At 63.3% G+C, this 19,199-nt stretch carries 19 protein-coding genes; 12 read left to right on the top strand and 7 right to left on the bottom strand.

What is annotated here, in order from left to right; translation table 11 throughout:
• The first annotated feature begins 6 nt into the window (after window positions 1-6).
• The 3 genes from LVJ94_34065 (at window position 7) to LVJ94_34055 (ending at window position 3,837) form a co-directional block, all read left to right on the top strand.
• Window positions 7-1,401, top strand: coding sequence for an NAD(P)-binding protein (locus LVJ94_34065; protein WXB01931.1), 1,395 nt, complete (start codon window positions 7-9; stop codon window positions 1,399-1,401).
• Window positions 1,402-1,676: 275 nt separating this feature from the next.
• Window positions 1,677-2,609 carry a matrixin family metalloprotease gene (locus tag LVJ94_34060; protein WXB01930.1) on the top strand — a complete coding sequence of 311 codons (933 nt, stop codon included), beginning with the start codon at window positions 1,677-1,679 and terminating at the stop codon, window positions 2,607-2,609.
• Between the two features lie 190 nt (window positions 2,610-2,799).
• Window positions 2,800-3,837: a C39 family peptidase gene (locus tag LVJ94_34055; protein WXB01929.1), complete on the top strand. Its 1,038-nt coding sequence runs from the start codon at window positions 2,800-2,802 to the stop codon at window positions 3,835-3,837.
• On the opposite strand, the gene LVJ94_34050 is transcribed toward LVJ94_34055, so the two are convergent.
• Complete coding sequence (locus LVJ94_34050; GenBank protein ID WXB01928.1) at window positions 3,819-4,880, bottom strand: tellurite resistance/C4-dicarboxylate transporter family protein; 1,062 nt, start codon at window positions 4,878-4,880, stop codon at window positions 3,819-3,821. The two genes, LVJ94_34055 and LVJ94_34050, sit on opposite strands and share 19 nt — an antisense overlap.
• A 105-nt stretch (window positions 4,881-4,985) precedes the next feature.
• Here LVJ94_34050 and LVJ94_34045 point away from each other — a divergent pair, with 105 nt between their 5' ends.
• Entirely contained in the window at window positions 4,986-5,408 is a 423-nt protein-coding gene (locus LVJ94_34045; GenBank protein WXB01927.1) for a hypothetical protein, read from the top strand.
• On the opposite strand, the gene LVJ94_34040 is transcribed toward LVJ94_34045, so the two are convergent.
• Entirely contained in the window at window positions 5,405-6,568 is a 1,164-nt protein-coding gene (locus tag LVJ94_34040; protein ID WXB01926.1) for an FAD-binding oxidoreductase, read from the bottom strand. The two genes, LVJ94_34045 and LVJ94_34040, sit on opposite strands and share 4 nt — an antisense overlap.
• Window positions 6,569-6,821: 253 nt before the next feature.
• Here LVJ94_34040 and LVJ94_34035 point away from each other — a divergent pair, with 253 nt between their 5' ends.
• Window positions 6,822-7,943 carry a M20/M25/M40 family metallo-hydrolase gene (locus tag LVJ94_34035; GenBank protein WXB01925.1) on the top strand — a complete coding sequence of 374 codons (1,122 nt, stop codon included), beginning with the start codon at window positions 6,822-6,824 and terminating at the stop codon, window positions 7,941-7,943.
• Between the two features lie 13 nt (window positions 7,944-7,956).
• Here the strand turns inward: LVJ94_34035 and LVJ94_34030 are convergent, their stop codons facing one another.
• A complete protein-coding gene (locus LVJ94_34030) occupies window positions 7,957-8,766 on the bottom strand; it encodes a metallophosphoesterase (GenBank protein WXB01924.1) in 810 nt (269 codons plus the stop codon).
• 60 nt (window positions 8,767-8,826) lie between these two features.
• Between LVJ94_34030 and LVJ94_34025 the strand changes: the two genes are divergently transcribed.
• From LVJ94_34025 to LVJ94_34000, 6 genes are read left to right on the top strand one after another with little or no spacing between them, the layout of a single operon-like run.
• Window positions 8,827-9,600, top strand: a complete 774-nt coding sequence (locus LVJ94_34025; protein WXB01923.1) for a phosphocholine cytidylyltransferase family protein — start codon at window positions 8,827-8,829, stop codon at window positions 9,598-9,600.
• Window positions 9,597-10,670, top strand: coding sequence for a cobalamin-independent methionine synthase II family protein (locus LVJ94_34020; GenBank protein WXB01922.1), 1,074 nt, complete (start codon window positions 9,597-9,599; stop codon window positions 10,668-10,670). Before LVJ94_34025 ends, LVJ94_34020 begins: the two co-directional genes overlap by 4 nt.
• 1 nt (window position 10,671) lies before the next feature.
• Window positions 10,672-11,724, top strand: a complete 1,053-nt coding sequence (locus tag LVJ94_34015) for an ABC transporter ATP-binding protein (GenBank protein WXB01921.1) — start codon at window positions 10,672-10,674, stop codon at window positions 11,722-11,724.
• Window positions 11,721-13,010 carry an ABC transporter substrate-binding protein gene (locus tag LVJ94_34010; protein WXB01920.1) on the top strand — a complete coding sequence of 430 codons (1,290 nt, stop codon included), beginning with the start codon at window positions 11,721-11,723 and terminating at the stop codon, window positions 13,008-13,010. The genes LVJ94_34015 and LVJ94_34010 overlap by 4 nt, the downstream gene beginning before the upstream one ends.
• Window positions 13,007-13,897: a sugar ABC transporter permease gene (locus LVJ94_34005; protein ID WXB01919.1), complete on the top strand. Its 891-nt coding sequence runs from the start codon at window positions 13,007-13,009 to the stop codon at window positions 13,895-13,897. The genes LVJ94_34010 and LVJ94_34005 overlap by 4 nt, the downstream gene beginning before the upstream one ends.
• Window positions 13,894-14,709 carry a carbohydrate ABC transporter permease gene (locus LVJ94_34000; GenBank protein WXB01918.1) on the top strand — a complete coding sequence of 272 codons (816 nt, stop codon included), beginning with the start codon at window positions 13,894-13,896 and terminating at the stop codon, window positions 14,707-14,709. The genes LVJ94_34005 and LVJ94_34000 overlap by 4 nt, the downstream gene beginning before the upstream one ends.
• Before the next feature lie 4 nt (window positions 14,710-14,713).
• Here the strand turns inward: LVJ94_34000 and LVJ94_33995 are convergent, their stop codons facing one another.
• From LVJ94_33995 to LVJ94_33980, 4 genes are all read right to left on the bottom strand, one after another.
• Window positions 14,714-15,649, bottom strand: a complete 936-nt coding sequence (locus tag LVJ94_33995; GenBank protein ID WXB01917.1) for a hypothetical protein — start codon at window positions 15,647-15,649, stop codon at window positions 14,714-14,716.
• On the bottom strand, window positions 15,646-17,046 hold the full coding sequence (locus tag LVJ94_33990) for a serine/threonine protein kinase (GenBank protein ID WXB01916.1): 1,401 nt from the start codon (window positions 17,044-17,046) through the stop codon (window positions 15,646-15,648). Before LVJ94_33990 ends, LVJ94_33995 begins: the two co-directional genes overlap by 4 nt.
• On the bottom strand, window positions 17,007-17,759 hold the full coding sequence (locus LVJ94_33985) for a hypothetical protein (GenBank protein ID WXB01915.1): 753 nt from the start codon (window positions 17,757-17,759) through the stop codon (window positions 17,007-17,009). The genes LVJ94_33990 and LVJ94_33985 overlap by 40 nt, the downstream gene beginning before the upstream one ends.
• Before the next feature lie 174 nt (window positions 17,760-17,933).
• On the bottom strand, window positions 17,934-18,494 hold the full coding sequence (locus LVJ94_33980; protein ID WXB01914.1) for a hypothetical protein: 561 nt from the start codon (window positions 18,492-18,494) through the stop codon (window positions 17,934-17,936).
• 231 nt (window positions 18,495-18,725) lie between these two features.
• On the opposite strand from LVJ94_33980, the gene LVJ94_33975 reads away from it, so the two are divergent.
• Window positions 18,726-19,193, top strand: a complete 468-nt coding sequence (locus LVJ94_33975) for a hypothetical protein (protein ID WXB01913.1) — start codon at window positions 18,726-18,728, stop codon at window positions 19,191-19,193.
• The last annotated feature ends 6 nt before the right edge of the window (window positions 19,194-19,199 follow it).

Genomic DNA, 19,199 nt, shown 5'->3' with positions numbered 1-19,199 from the left:
CGATCCGTGACAGACCAAGAGCTCGAAACGGATTACCTCGTGATCGGCGCGGGCGCGGGGGCGATGGCGTTCACCGACGCATTGCTCGCGCATTCGGATGCGACGGTCACCATCGTCGATCGTCGGCACGCCCCCGGGGGCCATTGGCTGCATGCCTACCCGTTCGTGCGCCTTCACCAGCCGTCCGCATTCTACGGTGTCCATTCGGTGCCGCTCGGCGAAGACGCGCTCGACGTGATGGGGACGAATGCGGGCTATTACGAGCTATCCGGCGCGGACGAGCTGAGGGCCTATTTCGCGCGGGTGATGCAGCGCCACTTTCTTCCCACCGGGCGCGTTCGATACTTCCCCATGAGCGAATACGTCGGGGAGCATCGCTTCGTCTCGAAGCTGACGGGAACGTCGTGGCACGCGCGCGTCCGGAAAAAGCTGGTCGACACCACGTACGTCGAGGGGAGCATTCCCGCGACCAGCCCGCCGCCGTTTGAGGTGGCCGAGGGCGTACGCTGCGTGCCCGCCGGCGAAATCGCCTACCTCGGCGATCGCCCCGAGCGATTCGTCGTCGTCGGTGCCGGCAAGACCGCGCTGGATTCCTGCGTCTGGCTCCTCGAGCAGGGCGTGGATCCTTCCGCGATCCGCTGGATCAAGCCGCGCGATTCGTGGTGGGCCAATCGCCGTTTTCGGCAGCCGCACACGATGCTTCCGGAGTTTTACCGCGGCATCTCGCTCCAGCTCGAGGTCATGGCGCGAGCATCTTCGGTGGAGGAGCTCCTGACGGATCTCGAGGCGGAGGGATACTTCCTTCGCATCGATCCGCAGATCGTTCCGACGATGTGGCGTGGTGCTTCGCTTGGCGAGGCCGAGGTCGGGTTGCTGCGCAAGATCACGGATATCGTCCGCATGGGGCATGTGCGCAGGATCGAGCGCGACGAGATCGTTCTGGACCAAGGGCGTATCAGGACGAGCGCTCAGACGGTGCACATCCACTGCGCCGCCAGGGGGCTGCGGCGCCTGCCGCCCCGTCCGATTTTCGAGCCGGGGCGCGTCACCGTTCAACCCTTTTTACTCGGCTTCGTGTGTTACCAATTCGCCATGCTGGCCGTGGTGGAGGCCACCATCGCCAATGACGAAGAGAAGAACCGCCTTTGTCCGGCCATTTCCTATTGGAATGTCAATCGCGACTATCTGTCGGCGTTCCTCGCGACCTTGACGCACGACCGCGCGCGCAAGGCCTACCCAACGGTCGCCAATTGGGCCAAGTCCACACGACTCAACCCCATGGCGGGCCTCGCGCAATACCGAGAGGATCCGAGAGTGATCGAAGCGGCCGAGCGCATCGCGCGCGTCGATCGAACGGTGGCCGCCAACTTGAAGAGGCTCATCGATTCCGACCAAGGTTGATGGAATCGGGTATACCTGCCGCCGAAATCCGTCCCTCCTGTTAATTGGCTCGAATTGAATGAATTTCATGACGCATTGGCGCGTCTGTGGCAGGTTTTATAGCTGAGCTTCCTTGACGGATTCGGGAGTGCCATATGTTTTCTTTGGAAATAATATCCGCCTTCCAAATATCGAAATCGCACTTCTACGTATCTTACGGGTAGCGGCAAGCGATTGCCTTGCAGAGAGTCCGCAGGGGCCGTCCGCCGTCTTCAATCCGTGGAGGTTACGCGACAATGGCAAAGAAAGTGCTTATTCACGCGCTCGGGGCAGCGTGTACGACGTTGGTGGTCGGCTGCAGCTCCGGGGCCGAAACGATGAATGACGAGGCGCCTTCTTCGGGGACTGCGGCAAGCTTGGCAGCTGGCCCCATCGACCCTGGCGCAAAGGCGAGGAGTCCGGAAACGAATTTGAACGCGTATCCAAAGCTGCCCCGCACGGCGAAACGAAGTGCGGAGGCGAGCGCGGTGGCGCATTCCGATGCTTCGGCCGCGGTCGACGTGGTGAAGGTCGAGACCTTGGCCGATGGCTCCACGAGCTTCACTATTTTCGATCCCGCGCCCGGGGTTGCCCCCGAGGCGCTGGCCGAGTCGCTGCGCCAGAGCAGCGGCAAGGACAGCGTGCGCGTCCTCCGGCACGAGTCGGCTCCCGCGGCGACGTTGGCGCCCAATGATTGCCAGTACGGGCAGGCCCACTCGATCACGTGTCCAATCTCCTATTGGACCAACAATGGCTGGGGGCATCCCCAGGTGGGATTCAACGATCATTCGGGCTCCGGCTGGCCGACGGACAACGCCGTTTACAAGTGGAACCAGGTGCAGGGGCTCGACAGTCTGTACAAGTGGAATGCCTGCCCATCGGGGGGCGGGACCCATTGCGTCAACGTCTACTCGGGCAACTACGGCGACACGGGTTGGGTCGGACTAACCCACTTCGTCTCCGGCCCGGGGGCATTCGCCGATGGGGGCACCAAGGTCGAACTCAACGACTACTACGCTCCCAACACCTTCACGCGAAACTGTGTGGTCACCCACGAACTGGGGCACGCGCTCGGCCTTGGCCACAATGACTGGAGCGGCGACGTCATGTACTACGTCGCCAACCGAAGAGAGGATATCGGCGGCGAGAACCGCGCACTCCTCGAATCGATCCACTCCGTCTATCGCTGACGAATTTTATCTTATCTTATGAAGTTCTTTGGGTGTGGATTCATCCATTTCGATGGATCCGCACCCAACCTCGTTGTGAGCAAAGTCTGCTCATGATGCGCAGCCGCGGCGCAAAATGATGTTGTACGATCGGAGCGACGCCGGCGCTCATCTCGATTGCGTGGGACTGTGCGTGTGATAGGGAGTAGAAATGCGCAACGCTCTAGCAGGGTGGCTTTTTTCTTCGTGCGTGTTCGCGGGCGCCGTCGTCGGCTGCAGTGGCGAGGGCGAGCAACCGACGGCCGTCGAAACGGCCTTGTCGCAGGGGCAAAGCCAGCCAGCCAGCCAGCTGGCGGCCGCTCCGGCGTACGTCGTGCTCGACGTGCCCTACGTCGAGCAGAAACCGGAATTGCCTCGGGGATGTGAAGTCACGTCGCTCGCCATGCTGTTGAACTACCTGGACGTCGACGCCAACAAGATGACGCTGGCGTCCGAGATCGAGAAAGTTCCCTACTGGGTATCGAACGGCGTTCACGGCAATCCTTACGACGGATTCGTCGGGGATATGTACGACAGCAGCAAGGACGGATTCGGCGCGTACCACGGGCCGGTCAAGCGTCTCGCCGACACGTATCTACCGAATCGGATTCGCGACCTTACGGGAAATACCTTCGATTCGCTCCTCACCGATTACGTCGGAAAAGGGCGCCCCGTGTGGGTCATTACCAACGCAAGGTTCGTGAAGCTCGCGGACTCGCAATTCGAGACGTGGCACACGACATCGGGAGACATTCGAATCACCTGGCACGAGCACTCCGTGGTCATCACGGGGTTCGATACCAACTACGTCTACATCAACGATCCGCTCGGCGGCAAAAGCAAGCGTCTGGGCAGGCAGGGATTTCGCGAGGCGTGGGAGCAAATGGGCAAGCAGGCCATCTCGTACGACTCGTCCAATGACTGCTTCGTCCGGAGCGACGGCCGGTTGCATTGCAACAACGTGGGTGGCTCCTCGATGTACGCATCGACGACCAGTTCGAGCAGCGTCGTCGATCACCTTCGCACCACCTACAGCTGGTTCGACTGCTGGGGAACGGGCGAACGGCACGCCGGCGGCAACACGACCTGGTACCACACGCAGGGCGACGACAACGCCAAATGGGGCTGGATTCCGGCCGTCAATCTGAATACCACCTCCGCCTTCGACGCCGATCCGAGCGCGCAAGGCCTTCAACGGTGCCAGCCGTAAGGCGATCGCGAACGCGCGAGAACCCTAAAGCCGGTGGCGGTCATCCCGAGGAGCGTGAAGAACCACGCTCCAAGTGCCACGTAGACGAAGACTCGAGGGATCGCAATCAGGTACGGCGCGTCGATGGCCTGTGCGAGCCGCGTGGTGCATACGGTGTACATGCCGAGCGGGAAGACGGCCCCCCAATAGAGCGGGTCGTACTGGATGGGGAACTTCCGAACGACGTGCCGCCAGAGGCCCAGGATGACGAGCATCGGAATCCACCACGAGGCGGTCGCCCACCAGAAGATCGTGAAGCCTCGGACGAAGGGGAGTACCTGCTCGAGGACGGGCGAGTACGGGGCGGCGGCGACGAGCATCGTGCCCCCGAGGGTCGCGATGGCGGCAGCACCCATGTTGATCCAGTACGGCGGCGCGAGGTCGTTGGGGCTCAGCGTAAAGAACGTGTACTGATAGAAAATGAGCGAGATGATCCAGATGTAGAGCATCGAGCCGCCGAGCCACATCGCGAGCGAGAGCAGGAGCGCCTGCGGCGCGTACGTTAGCCGCGGCGCGAGCTGCGCACCGAGCACACGGACCGAGTGTGACGCGACGACGATGAGGAGCCAGCCGCCGTGGATGCCTTCGGCGAGTGCGGGCTTCTCCGACTTCACCGTGAGGACGGTGATGATGGTGTAGGTGAGCACGACCCACAGCATGATGCCGGCGAACCAAAGCCGGACTGCGATGGAGAAGAGGCCGGCGACGACCAAGGATTGCGAGCCGAGAACGCACGTGGCGGCCACCATGGTAAAGAACCCCACGGAACGGCCGTGGTGGAGGACATCCGCGACGACACGATCGCGATGCCAGACGACGCGCGCGATCGTCAGCGCCCAGAGCGTGACGTAGAAAATGACGTTCAACGGGTAGAGGGCGGCCGCGACGATGCGCAGGCCTAGGAGGTGCGCGGCGATCGATACGATGCCCGTCGCCATGACGAGTGCGAAGTACGCCGGGTGCATCTGCGCGAGGGCGGACGCGGGTTTGGTGTCGGCGCTCATACTGTCCTGGGACACCCCGAATCCGTCCGGGACACCTTCGGCGTGTCGATTGGGGCTGATTTTCGAGTGAGTTCGATGGCACTGAGGGTGCAATCGACCTCGTTCATGAACACGGCTTTTGCGATGGATAGCGTGGGCGACATCTTCGAGGAGCAGGAAGCAGCAACGCCGCTGGCGGATCGCTTCGCGGCGTTGCGCGGGCTCCTGAGCATATCGACGGAGTTGGCCGTCCCGTGGCGTTATTACCAGGAAAAGATGGCCTCCCGGCTCGAATTCATGACGCAGGGACGATGGGGCAATAACGCGACATTCGACGCCGCCCTCGAGGGTGCCATGAAACGATCTGGTCTAATCGGTAGGCCAACACTGATGTTGACGTGTCATCTTGCGGAATACCGATTTTGGCATGGAATACGAATCTTTAACTCGAGGACAGGTCTCTTCTTTTTCGACGAGACCATCGGACAGGGCCTTTTGGGGACCAAGGACAACCTTTCCGGCAGCCCGACCGACCTTCTGCGCTTCTAGGCAAAGAGCTCTGCGATCGTATGGACCGCGTGCTCCGCTTCCGCGTGGTCCGGCTGCGCCGTGTCGTCGGCGAATCCGTAGTAGTCGTCGTCGCCAATGACTTGAAAGACGAGCCCGTCACGCCTTGGTACGAAGGATACACCTCGATACAAAAGACGATAATGAATGTCGGGTTGCGGCGCCGTGCGAGCCACTTGTCCGCGCACGGGCGTCAACGACGGATCGTCGAAGAGTGCGCGAGCGCCATACCCGGTCGCGTGGATGAGGGTCTGCTCGCGAATTTTCGCAAAATCGTTTGGCGTATGAAATTCAGCGATTTCGACCCGGCCGCCCGCCGAACGGAAATCTTGCATGAGCATCTGAGAATACCCATGAATATTGAACATCAGCTGAGCTTTACGTCGTAGATGGTGCGGACCCAAGGTATGGGTGCCCGGAGGGAAATCGACGCCCGCCGGGGTGAGGTCGCTCAGCAATTCGTGCTGCAACTCGGCAAATGCGGGCCTCCCGTCGGCTTCAACGCGCCGGCGTCTCGGCCCCGGATCATCCGAGACGAAATAGCTATCGATGAATTCGACCGGCGTACCAGGGAGTCCCAATGATTTGTGATGGATTCCCCACGATGTGCGTGCCATCTGCTCCCACGATTGCTTGAATTCGGCCGTTGCATGTTCTTCGAAGCAGATTCGCGAATCGGGTGTCCAGAGCCCCGAGGCGAAGGAGGATGGCACGTGCGGCGGCAATTCCTTTGCATAAATCGTGACCTTTGCCCCCGCCCGTTGCAGCAGCAGCGCCGAGGTCAGACCCAACGCGCCGCAGCCCACCACGGCGATTTCCCGCTCGCCGCTCGACATGGCCTTGTCGACGGCGATGGCGCTCGACCCCCACGACAACGACCAGCCGCTGCCGCCGTGCCCATAATTGTGGACCACGGTCTTCTGCCCGATTCGTTCGACGTCGAGCCGTGGGCCCTTGGCGCGAAAGGGACGCGTGCACACGCTGATCTGCGAAATTCGATCGACGCTGGCACGTATCGGCCTGAATCCGATCTCGGCAGGTCGCCGGGCGACGGGGCTCCCGCCGCACCCTGGAAGCGCACCTATGGCCATGACGGCGCCGGCACGTGCCAGCAGCTGACGGCGCCCGAACTTCGTTTGCAAGGATTCACTCATCGATGGTTGAACGCGGTAACGCGCGTACGCCATCGAGCGATTCCACGGAAGTTCGCATCTCGAGATGTGGAGGGGGCAGTCGGGATGATACGTTCGCCGGATGCGTGTGCTCGTCCTCGCCCTTGGCTTCACCTTGGCTAGTGCGTGCGCACGACCACCACAGGCACCCACGACGACCGTTCTCGCCGCAAAGCCTTCTCCTTCGAGAGGTACCCGGGACTCCTACGCAGGGAGCGAGGCCTTGCAGGAGTTGGTGCGGATTCCCTCCGGGACGCGGAACGTGGCGGGGGTGGACGCCGTTCAAGAGCGAATGGCCGCCGACCTGCGCAAGCTCGGATTCTCGGTGCAATTCCAAGCCAATGCGCAAGGCCCGTCGGGCAAGCTCATGGTGGCCACGCGGCGTGGTGACGACGCGCGATACATCACGTTCGTGACCCATGCCGATACGGTTTTCGAAGACGGGAGCTCGTTCGAAGTCACGAGCGATCCGAGCATCGCCAAAGGTCCCGGCGTCATCGATGCCAAGGGTGGAAGCGTCGTCGCGCTGCTCGGCCTCGAGCGATTTCTGCAGAAGAAGAGCAAAGCGCATTATTCGCTTCGGGTGGTTTCTTCCCCAAACGAGGAGACGGGGTCTTCGGGCTTCGTGGAGACCTTTCGCCAATTCGGCCAGGATAGCGTCATGGTTTTGGGCTTCGAGCCTGCACTCGACGACGGGTCGATCATCGAGAGCCGCCGCGGAGATCGCTGGTACCAGATTCGGGTGGAGGGCAAGGAGGCGCACGCCGGCAGGGCCCACGCCGATGGCGTGAACGCTTGCCACGAGCTTTCGGTCAAACTCGATCGCATCCAGCGTTTGACGAATTACGCCCAGGGCGTTACCGCCAGCATCGGGCGCATGGAGGGGGGGCAGGACAAGTTCAACATCGTGTGCGGCTGGGCGTCGGCGAAGGTGGACGTGCGATTCGCTACGCCGGAATCACGGGACGAAGTCCACGAGAAGATCGGCAGTATCCTTCGCGAATCCATCGTCCAGTCGGCATCGGGCCAAGCCGCCGCCACGTCGTTCACGCTCGCCGACGATTGCCCGCCGCTCGCCTCCAATGCTGCTTCGAAACGTTGGATCGAAACCTACTTGGGCGTGCTCGGGACCATCGAAACGACCCCCGCGGGTGCGAGGCGGTCCGATGGCGCGGCCGACGTGAATTACTTTGCGGCCAAGGGCACCGTCGTCCTGGATGGCCTCGGTCCGCGCGGCGGTAAAATGCATACGCGCGACGAATACATCTTTCTCCCGTCGCTCGAGAGCCGTGCGCACGCGTTGAGCGAGTTTCTCTTCAAGGCGGACGCGGCACAGCGCTTCTGAACCCGAGATAGCCTCAAAGCTCGATTTGGTAGCGAGCGGGATCGTTTCCGTGCACCCGGACGACGATGCGTTCCTCGGTGAGGCGCACGACGGCATGGGAGGCGCTGGGCCGCCCCGGGGCGTCGTCGTCGAGGTTTTCGATCAGACTCTGAATGGTGACGTAAGGAATCCCGCGGATGACGTCGAAGTGATTCCGGTGCAGATGCCCGTTGAAGATGGCGCGCACCTTCCGACTCTCCTCGAAGATGCTCCGCAGCTCCGCGCGCTCGGCCACCAGGGCCAGCTCGGGCCGCCCGGAGAACCAGCGGGAATCGTCCAGGTCCTGCTCGCTCGCGCTGTGATGCATGAAGACGATGGTGGGGAGGGACGCCCTTTGGAGATCGTCGCGCAGCCAATCGAGTTGCGCCTTCGGGATGCGAATATCCTGATCTGTTCGCTCGATGGTGTGAAGCACCACGAGGTGCCAGCCTCCGTGGTCGAGTGCGTAGTAGAGCGGCCCCTCGTGGCGCCAGGTCTCGACCAGATCTCCGCGCGTGAGATTCACCAGGTCGTGATTGCCGGCCACGTTGAGCAGCGGCGCCTGTGCCTTACGCAGGATCGATTGGCATTCGGCGTACCGCACCCGATCGGCCTCGCGACTCTCGTCTTCGATATCGTCGCCGAGGTTGACGATCAGGTCGGGCTGGATCTCGCGGTTCATCCGATCGACGAACGCTTCCGTGAGGGCCGCCGCGTGGTGGGTCAACTTCCGGAGCTTTCCTCGAAAGTGAGCCTCGGGGCCGAAATGCAGATCGGTCACGATCCCGAGCGTCAGAGTGGGCATGGGGGAGAGTTTAGACGTAGCGTGTGATACGAGAAATAGGATGAAAGCCGTGAGGTCATCATGCGTCCGATCTTGATCGGTGCCGGTCGCGGAAGCCGGCTCGCCCACATGACGGAAGAAGTCCCGAAGACGCTGGTGGAGGCGATGGGGCGCCCCATGCTCGACTGGATCCTGGAAGCCCTTGCCGAGGCCGGCTACCAGAAGCGAGATATCGTCTTCGTCTGCGGCTACCACGCCGACGTGATCCGCGCGCGCTACCCCGAGTTTACCTACGTGGAGAACCGGAACTGGGAATCCAACAATATTCTGCTGTCGCTATTGTGCGCGCGCCAGCACATGGCGGAGGGCTTTCTCTCCTCGTACACCGACATCATCTACCGGGGCTCGGTCGTGAAGAAGCTGGTCACCTCCCCACACGACAAGGTGCTCGCGTGCGATACCGATTGGCGGCGCCGCTACCGGGATCGGACCCAGCACCCCGAGACCGACGGCGAAAAGCTCCGCGCCGACGGTGACCGCATCCTCGAGCTCTCGCGCACCATCGAGCCGGAGGCCGCGCAGGGAGAGTTCATCGGCGTGACGAAGTTCTCGCGCGAGGGGGCAAGGGAGCTGCTCGCCGCGTTCGACGCGGCCGAGGCGCAATTCGCCGGTCAGGTAGGGCGCGTTTGGCGCGAAGGCCGAACGTTCGAGCGAGCTTACCTCATCGATCTCTTCCAAGCGATGATCGAAAATGGGAGCGCATTTCACCGAGTTGACACACACGGAGGGTATATGGAGCTCGACACACTCGAGGATCTGTCGTTTGCCACCAAGTGGTGGACGGAGTCACGATGAGCCAGCCCGTGCTGTTCCCGACGACGGTGGTCGGATCCATGCCGCGCCCCCTCTTCGTGAAGGAGCTCTTCGACGAGTTCCACGAAGGCAAGGTGAGTGACGCCGAACGCCAGCGTCTCCTCGACGAATCCGTGCCGCTGGCCATCGCCCTGCAGGAGACGGCGGGGGTCGACATCGTGAGCGACGGCGAGTGGCGTCGGTTTTCCTATGTCGGGGTCATCTCCGACGTGGCGAGCGGTTTCACCCGCGGGCTTTCCGGCGAGAAGCGCGATGGAAAATACTGGCACACGGTGACGGGGGAGGTGACGCCGGGCAACGCGGGCATCCTGGCCGACCACGCTCGTTTTGCCATTGCGCACAGCCGCCGTCCCGTCAAAGTCGCGCTCCCCAGTCCGTACCTTCTCAGCGTGCGGATGTGGGACGAGACGGTCTCCAAAAATGTGTATCCTACACGCGAAGACTTCGCCCGCGCGATCGTGCCGATCCTGCGTGCACAAGTCGAGGCGCTCGCCGCGGCCGGCGTCCACACCGTGCAGCTCGACGATCCGCACCTTTGCCTCTTCGTCGACCCCGAGGTGCGAAAGACCTTTGCCGACGCCGATCGGGAGGCCATGCACTGTGCCTCGCTCATCAATGAGGTCTTCGCGGGAATGACCGGCATCGTGAAGGCCGTGCATCTTTGCCGGCGAAACAAGGGCCGGCAGGGTTGGATCGGTGAAGGGTCGTACGATCGCATCATGGGGCCTCTCTGCGCGCTGGACGTCGACCAGCTCATGATGGAGTTCACCATCCCGGCCGCGGGCGACATGCGCTGCCTGCGCGATTTGCCGACGCACTTCCGGATCGGACTCGGCTGCGTCGACTGCCGGGGGGAGGTCATCGACACGCCGGAGACCATCATCGGTCGCGTGGAGAAGGCCATGGAGCACGTGGCCAAAGAGCGCTTGGTGCTCGCGCCCGATTGTGGCTTCGCCCCGGGCAACGCGGCCGATATCCCGCTCGACGAAGCGTATGCGAAGCTTCGCAACATGGTGAAGGCGGCCGAGGTACTGCGCGAGCGGTACGCGTAAGATGCCCGAGGTTGCGCTCGACCAGATCCACAAGCGCTACCCCGACAGCCCGGGCGCGGCGCTCGCGGGCGTGAACCTCGACGTCGAACGCGGTGAGTTCGTCGTCATCGTGGGACCCTCGGGGTGTGGAAAGTCGACGACGTTGCGGCTCATCGCCGGGCTCGACGAACCCGACGCGGGCACCATTCACGTGTCGGGGAAGAACCTGAAGAACGTCGCGCCGCAAGAGCGGGACGTGGCGATGGTCTTTCAGGGCTACGCGCTTTACCCGCAAATGACGGTCGGCGAGAACCTGGCGTTTCCGCTGCGCATGCGCGGCGTGGCGAAGCCGGAGCGCGCGAAGCTCGTGCGCGAAGCGGCGGAGCTTCTGCGCATCGAAGCGCTCCTCGATCGGCTGCCGGCGGAGTTGAGCGGCGGCGAGCGCCAGCGCGTCGCGATGGGGCGGGCCATCGTGCGCAAGCCGAAGGTGTTTCTCTTCGACGAGCCGCTTTCGAACTTGGACGCCGCGCTCCGTGCCGACCTGCGCGTCGAAATCGGCGCGCTCGTGCGCCGCCTGGAGGCGACGGTGATCTACGTGACGCACGACCACGTGGAGGCGATGACCCTCGCCGACCGCATCTGCGTCATGCAGGCGGGGAAAGTCCTTCAATTCGCATCGCCGCGCGAGGTGTACATGAAGCCGAGTACATCCTTCGTGGGCACCTTTCTCGGCTCGCCGAAGATGAACGTGCTGCACGGGACGCTCGACGGCGACGCCTTCGCCTGCGGACCGTTTCGTATCCCCAAGCCGGCCGGTACGCGCCTTCGTGAGGTCCACGTCGGCGTGCGATCCGAAGACGTGCGCATCTCGGAAACGGGCCATGCGTTCGAGGTGGTGGCCGTCGAGCCGCTGGGGGCCGAGACCCACCTGCTCGTGCGCCATGGCCAATGCGACATGCGCGTGCGCTCCCCGGGGTTCGATGCGCGCAAACGGGGGGATACCCTCGGGCTCGAGCTCGATCCGTCGCTCGTTCACCTCTTCGATCCCGCGAACGGCGGGGCGCGCGTCGAATGAGGCGGCGCGCGTTCTTGCAGGCGCTTTCGGTGCTCCCCTCTGCGGGTGCGGCGTGGGGCTGCCGACGAGAGCCGGCGCGGAAAGACGGACGAACGATCGCGACCCTTTGGTTCAGTTACGGCGGCAAGAACCGCGAAGTTTTGCTCGATCTGGTGAAACGCTTCAACGAGAGCCAGCCTTCGGTGCGCGTCGAGGCGACGTTCCAGGGCGACTACTTCGAGGCGCTCGCCAAGCTCCGCACGGCGCTGGCCGCGAAGGTCGCACCGACGTTCAGCCATGTCGTGGGGGAGGTCGTCCCGTACCTCGCCGAAGCCCAAGTCTTGGAGCCGCTCGACGGCTACGAAGGCGCCGAGGCCATCGCCTTCGTTCCCGCGCTGGCGCAGTCGGGGGCGTACCTGCGCGAGCGAACGGGAAGCTCCCGTTCGCTGGTGGCGATCCCGTTCAATCGTTCCACGCCCATCATGTACCTGAATGGCTCGATTCTCGAGAAGGAGGGGCTGAAAGCTCCGCGCACCTGGGACGAGCTCCGCGAGGCGGCGCGCGCGCTCACACGACGGGGCGAGGGCGCGCGATGGGGGTACGAGGTGCCCATCTCGTGGTGGTTCTGGGTGGCGATGGTCGGACAAGCCGGAGGAACCCTGATGGGCGACGATGGAGACCCGACCCTCGGCGGTGAAGCCGGAGAAAAGGCCCTCGCGTTTTGGCAACGCCTCGTTCACGAGGACAAGGTGATGCGGCCGCCCCCGGGTCGCGACTACAACGCATGGCAGGCCACGAACCAAGATTTCCTCGCCGGAAAGGCCGCCATCACCTGGACCAGCACGGCCTTTCTCCGTTACCTCGAGGAGAACGCGCGCTTTCCGGTGGTCGCGGCGAATCTGCCTTACGACGTCCGCCCTGCGGTTCCCACCGGCGGCACCTTCTTCACCGTTCTGCGCCAGGCGCCCCGTGAGGAGAAGGAGGCGGCGTGGAGCTTTCTCCGCTGGATGTGCGGCGCCGAGCAAACCATCGAATGGGCGACGCGCACGGGCTACCTTCCGGTCACCGAGCCCGCCGTCCAGCGATTGCGCGAAACAGGGTATTACGCGAAACACCCCAACGACGAAATTGCCCTTTCCCAGCTCGCGCACGTGGAACCGTGGCCGTGGGCCACGGAGCTTTTTCGCATTCAACGCGATGTGGTGGAGCCTCGTCTCGAGCGCGCCGTCTTCGACGGGACCAATGCCCGCTCCGTCATGTCCGAAGCCCGTGCCGTGGCCCGGGCGCGGGTGGTGAGGTCCCGATGAGGGCGCGCACGCCGAGCTCCCCGTGGATCCTGCTCGGTCCCTCGCTGGTCCTGCTCGTGGTCTTCGTGGTGTTCCCCGTGGGGCTCGCCGTGTACGAAAGCTTCTTCCAGTGGGATTTGCTCACCGACCCGATTTACGTCCAAATCGACAATTACCGCGCCCTCGCCGAGCGGCGTGAGCTCCTGCACCTGGTGTGGCGAACCCTCTCGTTCAGCGTGATGGTCGTCGCGGGGGCGATGAGCCTCGGCTTGGGCCTCGCCGTGCTCCTCAATCGACGAGGGCGTCTCTTTGCGTTTGCACGTGCCGCGATTTTCAGCGCCTACGTCGTGAGCTGGGTCTCGGTGGCGCTGTTGTTCACCTGGTTGCTCGATGCGGACCACGGCGTGTTCGCGGCCATGCTGAAGTTCGTGCATCTGCCCCGCGTTGGCTTCTTGACCGATCCGAATACCGCCCTTGCCACCTTGGCTGGGGTGACGGTGTGGAAGATCACCGGCTACGCGCTGGTCGTTTTCCTCGCCGGCCTCCAGAGTGTTCCGCCCTCGCTCTTGGAGGCCGCGGCGCTCGATGGTGCGGGGCGTTGGTCGCGGTTTCGATTCGTGGTGTGGCCGCTCCTTCGCCCGACGGCGGCATTCGTGGCGACGACCAGTTTGGTCATTTCGTTCCAGACGTTCGACGTGGTGCGGATCATGACCCAAGGTGGCCCGGCGAATGCGACATCGCTTTTCGTGTATGCGATTTACGAGCAGGTCTTTCTCGATTTGAGCATCGGCAAGGCCAGCGCCATCACCGTCATCTTCTTCGTCGTGCTGGTGGCCGTGGCGAGTCTCCAATTTCGCTTCTGGTCTGCGTCGGCCTCAGCCCGCGCGCGCGGCGAGAGGCGCACATGAACCCGCGGGCCAGTTACCTCGTTCGCATGGGTCTCGCGTGCGCGGCGGCCTTGGTTTGGCTCGCACCCTATGCCTGGATGGTCACGACCTCGTTCAAGCCGCTGTCCGAAGTCCTTGAGCACCCCGCGGGGCTCGTGCCCAAGAGCCCCACCGCCGCCGCCTACCGCGAAGTATTCAGTGCGATCCCGGTCGGGCACTACATGCTCGTGACCTTGGCCATGGCGGTCTCCATCGCCTTGCTGCAGATCGTCCTCGCGCTCCCGGCCGGCTACGCCCTCGCGAAGCTCCACTTCGCGGGGCGGCGCGTGGCCTTCGGCCTCGTTCTCGCGTGCCTCCTGGTGCCCGCGCAGGTCACGTTCGTGCCGGTATTTCTCTTGTTCGCGAAGGCGGGCCTCGTCAATACGATGCCGGCCCTGGTGCTGCCCTTTGCGGTGAGCGCGCTTGGAACCTTCATGGTGCGGCAAGCCCTCGCATCCGTACCCGACGAGATCATCGAAGCGGCCCGTCTCGACGGCGCATCCGAAGCGACCATCATTTATCGCATTCTCGGTCCCGTCCTTGCGCCCACCTTGGTCTCGCTCTTTCTGGTGAGCTTCGTCTTCCATTACAACGATTACTTTTGGCCGCTGGTCATGACCACCAACGACGACGTTCGCACCTTGCCGCTCGGTGTCGCTCTCTTGCGGGAGCAGGGCACGGGCATGCGATGGCACATCGTCATGGCGGGCAATGTCATCTTGTCCTTGCCCGTGATGGCCCTTTTCGCAGCGGCCCAGCGCCACCTGGTGCGCGGCGTCGGCGGCCGCGCGTAAGCCGTTAGAAGCGCCCCTCGACCAGGGCCGCGCCTCCCGTGACCGTGAGTCGCAGGCGCGGTGGTTCGCGTTCGACCCGTGTGCTTCGCCAAAAGAGGAACCCGGAGACCCCCAGGGTCACGATGCCCGCCCCGAGGAATAGGTCGGTGAGGAGCGCTTTCGTCTTGAGGGAATCGATGCGCGACTGATCGTGCGGGGCGCACTCGTTTCGGTTCGATCCGCAGTCGCGGGTGAGGTCGTCCGAATCCCCCATGGCCGTCAGGCCGAGGATGCCCCCCACCGCGGCCAGTGCGAGACCGGTCCCGCCCAAAATGTAGGACGCGGTTCGTCCGGGCTTCGGTGGGGGCGGCGCCGGTTCGAGCATCACGGAGGCCACCATCGTTCGCTTCTCGCCATCCTCGAGCTCGATGGACCTCTCCCAGACTTCCTTGCCCTGCCGGATGCGGAGGCGATGCTTCCCCGGGTCGATGGGGTAGCTGGCTTTGTCCAGCGGCATCTTTTCATCGTCGATGAGAACCTCGTCGATGTGCGCATGCTTGGGCGTGCGTCGCTCGATGGTGAGCGTGGCGATGCGCGCCTTCAGGGTGGGAAGTTCGGTGGCGGCCTGGCTCTTGGCCATGACGAACGCCTCCGGCGCATCGGCTGCGAGCTTGGACCCGACGATGCCTTCGAGCGTGGTGCTCGCCTCCACGACGTGCCCCAGCAGCGCTTGGCAGTGGGCGACGCGAAGCTCGATGGTCGGAGCGGGAAAGATGGCGTCGGCTTCCTTCCACAGCCGAATGGCGCGATCGCACCGGCCCGCGGCAAATTGCGCATCGCCCGCGCCCGCGATCGCGCGCGCCCGGGCCCGCGGATCCTCTTGCGGGGAGGGCGTTTGCGCGTGGACGGGGGCCGACAGGAAGACGAGTGCGGCGCCCAAACGAAGAACGGTGCGCGTCATATGCCGAGCGGGGGAAGGGTGAAAGGAGACGAAGACGACGGCGAAGGAGGTCGAGGTGGCGGTGCGGCCGAGCTGGTCGCTTTGCTCGTGGCGGACGGCTCGGCGGGGGGCACGTCGCGCGGTGAGCGACCGCGCCCTTTGCCCGCACCGGCAGAAGCCTTTGGCGCCGGCGACGTGGACGCTGCGGCGGACGCGGACAGTGCGGCCTCGCGCGCCGAAGCCGAAGGCCCCGGCGCCACGGGCGCCACGGGTGCAGGTTGCGTCGTGCTCGCGGTCATCGTCGGCATCGCCGATGGCTCGCGGGAAGGCGGCGCTTCCTCGTGCCGCCGCATCCGCAGAACACCGAGGACCCCCACCGTCACGAGTGCGACGGCGGCCAACGCCGCCCATGCGCGTGACGGTCTGCGCCGTTCGATCACCGGCGCCGGGAGAATGGCCTTGGCCAATTCGGTGATGGCCCGATTCGGATCCGCAAATCGATCCGCCGCTTCGAGCGCCGTAGCCCGCTTGAACCACGCATCGAACGCCGCCGGTACATCCGGATGGAGCTCGTGCGCCGAAGCCGACTTTCCGAGCTGAATGTTCGCGAAGAGTCCGAGCACATTCGGCGCGCTGAAGGGCGTGGATCCGGTCAAGCACTCGAAGGCCACCACCCCGAGCGCCCAAATGTCCACCGACGGTCCCATGTTCTGCTGGCGAATCTGCTCGGGCGACATGTATTGCGGCGTGCCCACCAACCCGTTCGTGCGCGTCAGGGTGCGACCCGCCTGGACGGCGAGATCTTCCGGGGTCACCGATGACCGGGCCTCCTCCAGGGTGCCAATCAGCTTGGCGATGCCGAAGTCCACGACCTTGACCTCTTCGCCGTGGTCGTCGCCTTCCTCGCTCACCGTGAGAAAGATATTGTCGGGTTTGAAGTCGCGGTGAACGATGCGCAACGCGTGGGCGCGGGAAAGTGCACGCGCCGCTTTTTGCAAGATGATGACGGTCGTTTCGGCATCGAGCTTGCCAGTCCGCTCGAGGCGTTTCGCCAACGTTTCGCCGTTCAGCAGCTCGAGCACGAAGTAAGGGTGCCCATCCACGGTTACCCCGAAGTCGTACACGTGCACGGCATGCCGCGAGTTCAACTGGGCGGTGACCTGGGCTTCGACGAGGAAGCGGTCGCGCGTCTCTTCCTTCTGGGCCAGCGCACCGGAAAGGAACTTGATCGCCACTTGGCGCCGCAGCGATTTGTCTTTTGCGCGCCAGACCTCGCCCATCCCTCCGACGCCGATGCACGCCTCGAGTTCGTAGCGCTCGTTGAGGGTCGCTCCGATGCTCGGCTCGAAGGCCTCGGTTGCTTGTGCGGGCGCCATCTTCACGGACACACCGAGTTGGTGCATCCACCATGAGCGCATACTTTCTTGCAGGCGCCGCAGTTCTTATCGTCGTTCGTCAGATTGACGCAGGTGTTGTCGCAGTTGGTCTCACCTTCGCCGCATACGACCACACAGTTTCCGTTGTCGCACAACTGATCGGATTTGCACGCTTTGTTGCACCCGCCGCAGTAGTTCGGATCGTACTTCGTGTCGACGCACGTGCCGAGTCCGCAGCGGGTGAGTCCGTAGAGCGCGCAATTCCCGCTCAGGCACTTGCCATTGATGCACACCTCCGCGCCGGCGCAAGCGTGCCCGCACGTGCCGCAGTTTCTCGGGTCGCTCTGGGGATCGCGGCACACGCCGTCGCAGGCCACTTGGCCGCCCACGCACCCGGATGCGCACGTCCCGCGCGAGCAGATGGTGCCCTTCTCGCATGCCTTGCCGCACGTGCCGCAGTTGGAGGGATCCGACGCGGTATTGACGCACGACGAATTACAGAGCGTCGTTCCGGCGGTGCACTGGGTTCCGCAGCTTCCCTCTGAGCAGACCGTCCCCGATGTGCAGGCCGAGTCGCACGTGCCGCAGTGATTTCGGTCGAACTGCCCGTCGAAGCATGCCCCGCTGCAGGCGAGGTAGCCTTCCGGGCAGTCGACCGTCGTCTTGAAGTCGCCCGAGTGGGTCACGACTTCGCACGCGGTGATGCCCCAAACCGCGAATGCCACCGAAAGATACCGGGAGAGCGCACGGCTCATGCCCCGATACTGTAGTCGGGATTGGGGCGGTCGGGCCACTTACTCCGCGGTCAGACCATGTACGCGCATCACGCGAAGGTCACTGACGTGCTCGCAAGGCCTCCAGGCCCTGGGCCCGCGGCGGATTTCATGCTTTTTGGTGGGATCGAGTGGTTCTCACGAAGGTGAAGCGAGCTACTTGAAGTATTTTTTGCGCTCGAGATTCTCCGGCGTGCACATTTGCTCGATCTGCGACTTGAGCTCTTTGGCCCTTGCGTCGCCCTTCACCTCCTCATCCTCGATGTAGGTCATCGCGCGCGTTCCCATGTTGCAATTGCTCGTAAAACCAGCCCAATAGAGTTGTTCGAAACTGCGGTCTTTCTCTTTCTGGGCTCCGAGCATTTTGTCATAGGACTCTTTGATGCTGGCGACGTGACGTGCCAGCCCGACCTCGAGTTCGCAGAAGACATGAATGTCTTTGAGTAGGGCTTTCCCTTCGGCGGATTTGTCCTTTTTTACGTCGTATTCGACCCTGGCCAAGTCGAGACAGTCTTGATGGGCATTCTCGTTACGGGCGTGCTTGTCCTTCGCGTCGGCCAGCTGCTTCTTGACCATGTCGACGACCAGCTTGTTGCCCATTTCTTCGCCGAGTTGCTCGGCCTTCTTCGTAAGTTCGGCATCGCTCTTTCCGCAGCCCGGAAGGAGTGTCAGTGTTGCGAAAAGACTGGTGGCGAGAAGAAATCGGTCCACGGTCATGATGAGTGCCTTCTGCTTTCGAGAAGTGTTGCTAATGATCGTATTCATTGCCCGACGGGGATTCGATTGGGCGTTCTGCAGCTACCTTACGCAGCCTCGATCGAACATCTCCCTCCTCGTCGACTGGGAAGAAATGTTTCCCTCGTGGCGCGCGATTGGCGTTGCAGTTGATGATTAAAATATAAAATAGTGTCGAGGAAGGGTTGGTCGAGAATGCCGTAGGAAGACGACATGGCATTTCGATTTACGGAGCAGCATGCGCTGTCTCTCATTCGTCCGCAGTTGTTTCCGGGAGAGCACCTCCTCTTTCGTATGCGCGGGGTGCAAAAACCTTGGTACAGCCGCATCCTCGCGAGGGCGGGCTCGCTTCTATGGCGCAACTTTCTCGTGGTGGGAACCAACCAACGCGTTCTTCTCCTCCGGCACCGCTCTCTGCTCGGCGGGTATGCGCTGATGAGCGTCGAGGGGCACGCTTATGGCGATATCGATTTCATGAAACTCGGTTGGGGCCTCTTCACCAAGAGCCTCAAATTGCGCCTCTCCGGTCAGCGACTGTCTCGAAAAATCGTCCTCGGCCGATTCTGGATGGCCGGCAACTTCAATGAGGCGGCAAACCTCGTCAAAGCTTGGCAAGAGCAGCGGCGAGCCCTCGCTTCGGGAGCCAGCCCTCTGAGCCTCGTCGGCCGAAACGCGGCGTAATCCGAG

It is taken from the genome of Sorangiineae bacterium MSr11367 (assembly GCA_037157805.1).
GTDB classification, from domain to species: Bacteria; Myxococcota_A; Polyangia; order Polyangiales; family Polyangiaceae; genus Pendulispora; species Pendulispora rubella.
This window is presented reverse-complemented; position numbering and strand designations above follow the sequence as displayed.

Excerpts from the sequence above, each read along its gene's own strand:
- LVJ94_34060 (WXB01930.1), top strand. The coding sequence starts at position 1,677 with ATGGCAAAGAAAGTGCTTATTCACGCGCTCGGGGCAGCGTGTACGACG.
- LVJ94_34055 (WXB01929.1), top strand. The coding sequence starts at position 2,800 with ATGCGCAACGCTCTAGCAGGGTGGCTTTTTTCTTCGTGCGTGTTCGCG.
- LVJ94_34050 (WXB01928.1), bottom strand. The coding sequence starts at position 4,880 with ATGAGCGCCGACACCAAACCCGCGTCCGCCCTCGCGCAGATGCACCCG.
- LVJ94_34045 (WXB01927.1), top strand. The coding sequence starts at position 4,986 with ATGAACACGGCTTTTGCGATGGATAGCGTGGGCGACATCTTCGAGGAG.
- LVJ94_34030 (WXB01924.1), bottom strand. The coding sequence starts at position 8,766 with ATGCCCACTCTGACGCTCGGGATCGTGACCGATCTGCATTTCGGCCCC.
- LVJ94_34025 (WXB01923.1), top strand. The coding sequence starts at position 8,827 with ATGCGTCCGATCTTGATCGGTGCCGGTCGCGGAAGCCGGCTCGCCCAC.
- LVJ94_34020 (WXB01922.1), top strand. The coding sequence starts at position 9,597 with ATGAGCCAGCCCGTGCTGTTCCCGACGACGGTGGTCGGATCCATGCCG.
- LVJ94_34015 (WXB01921.1), top strand. The coding sequence starts at position 10,672 with ATGCCCGAGGTTGCGCTCGACCAGATCCACAAGCGCTACCCCGACAGC.
- LVJ94_34010 (WXB01920.1), top strand. The coding sequence starts at position 11,721 with ATGAGGCGGCGCGCGTTCTTGCAGGCGCTTTCGGTGCTCCCCTCTGCG.
- LVJ94_34005 (WXB01919.1), top strand. The coding sequence starts at position 13,007 with ATGAGGGCGCGCACGCCGAGCTCCCCGTGGATCCTGCTCGGTCCCTCG.
- LVJ94_34000 (WXB01918.1), top strand. The coding sequence starts at position 13,894 with ATGAACCCGCGGGCCAGTTACCTCGTTCGCATGGGTCTCGCGTGCGCG.
- LVJ94_33995 (WXB01917.1), bottom strand. The coding sequence starts at position 15,649 with ATGACGCGCACCGTTCTTCGTTTGGGCGCCGCACTCGTCTTCCTGTCG.
- LVJ94_33990 (WXB01916.1), bottom strand. The coding sequence starts at position 17,046 with ATGCGCTCATGGTGGATGCACCAACTCGGTGTGTCCGTGAAGATGGCG.
- LVJ94_33985 (WXB01915.1), bottom strand. The coding sequence starts at position 17,759 with ATGAGCCGTGCGCTCTCCCGGTATCTTTCGGTGGCATTCGCGGTTTGG.
- LVJ94_33980 (WXB01914.1), bottom strand. The coding sequence starts at position 18,494 with ATGACCGTGGACCGATTTCTTCTCGCCACCAGTCTTTTCGCAACACTG.
- LVJ94_33975 (WXB01913.1), top strand. The coding sequence starts at position 18,726 with ATGGCATTTCGATTTACGGAGCAGCATGCGCTGTCTCTCATTCGTCCG.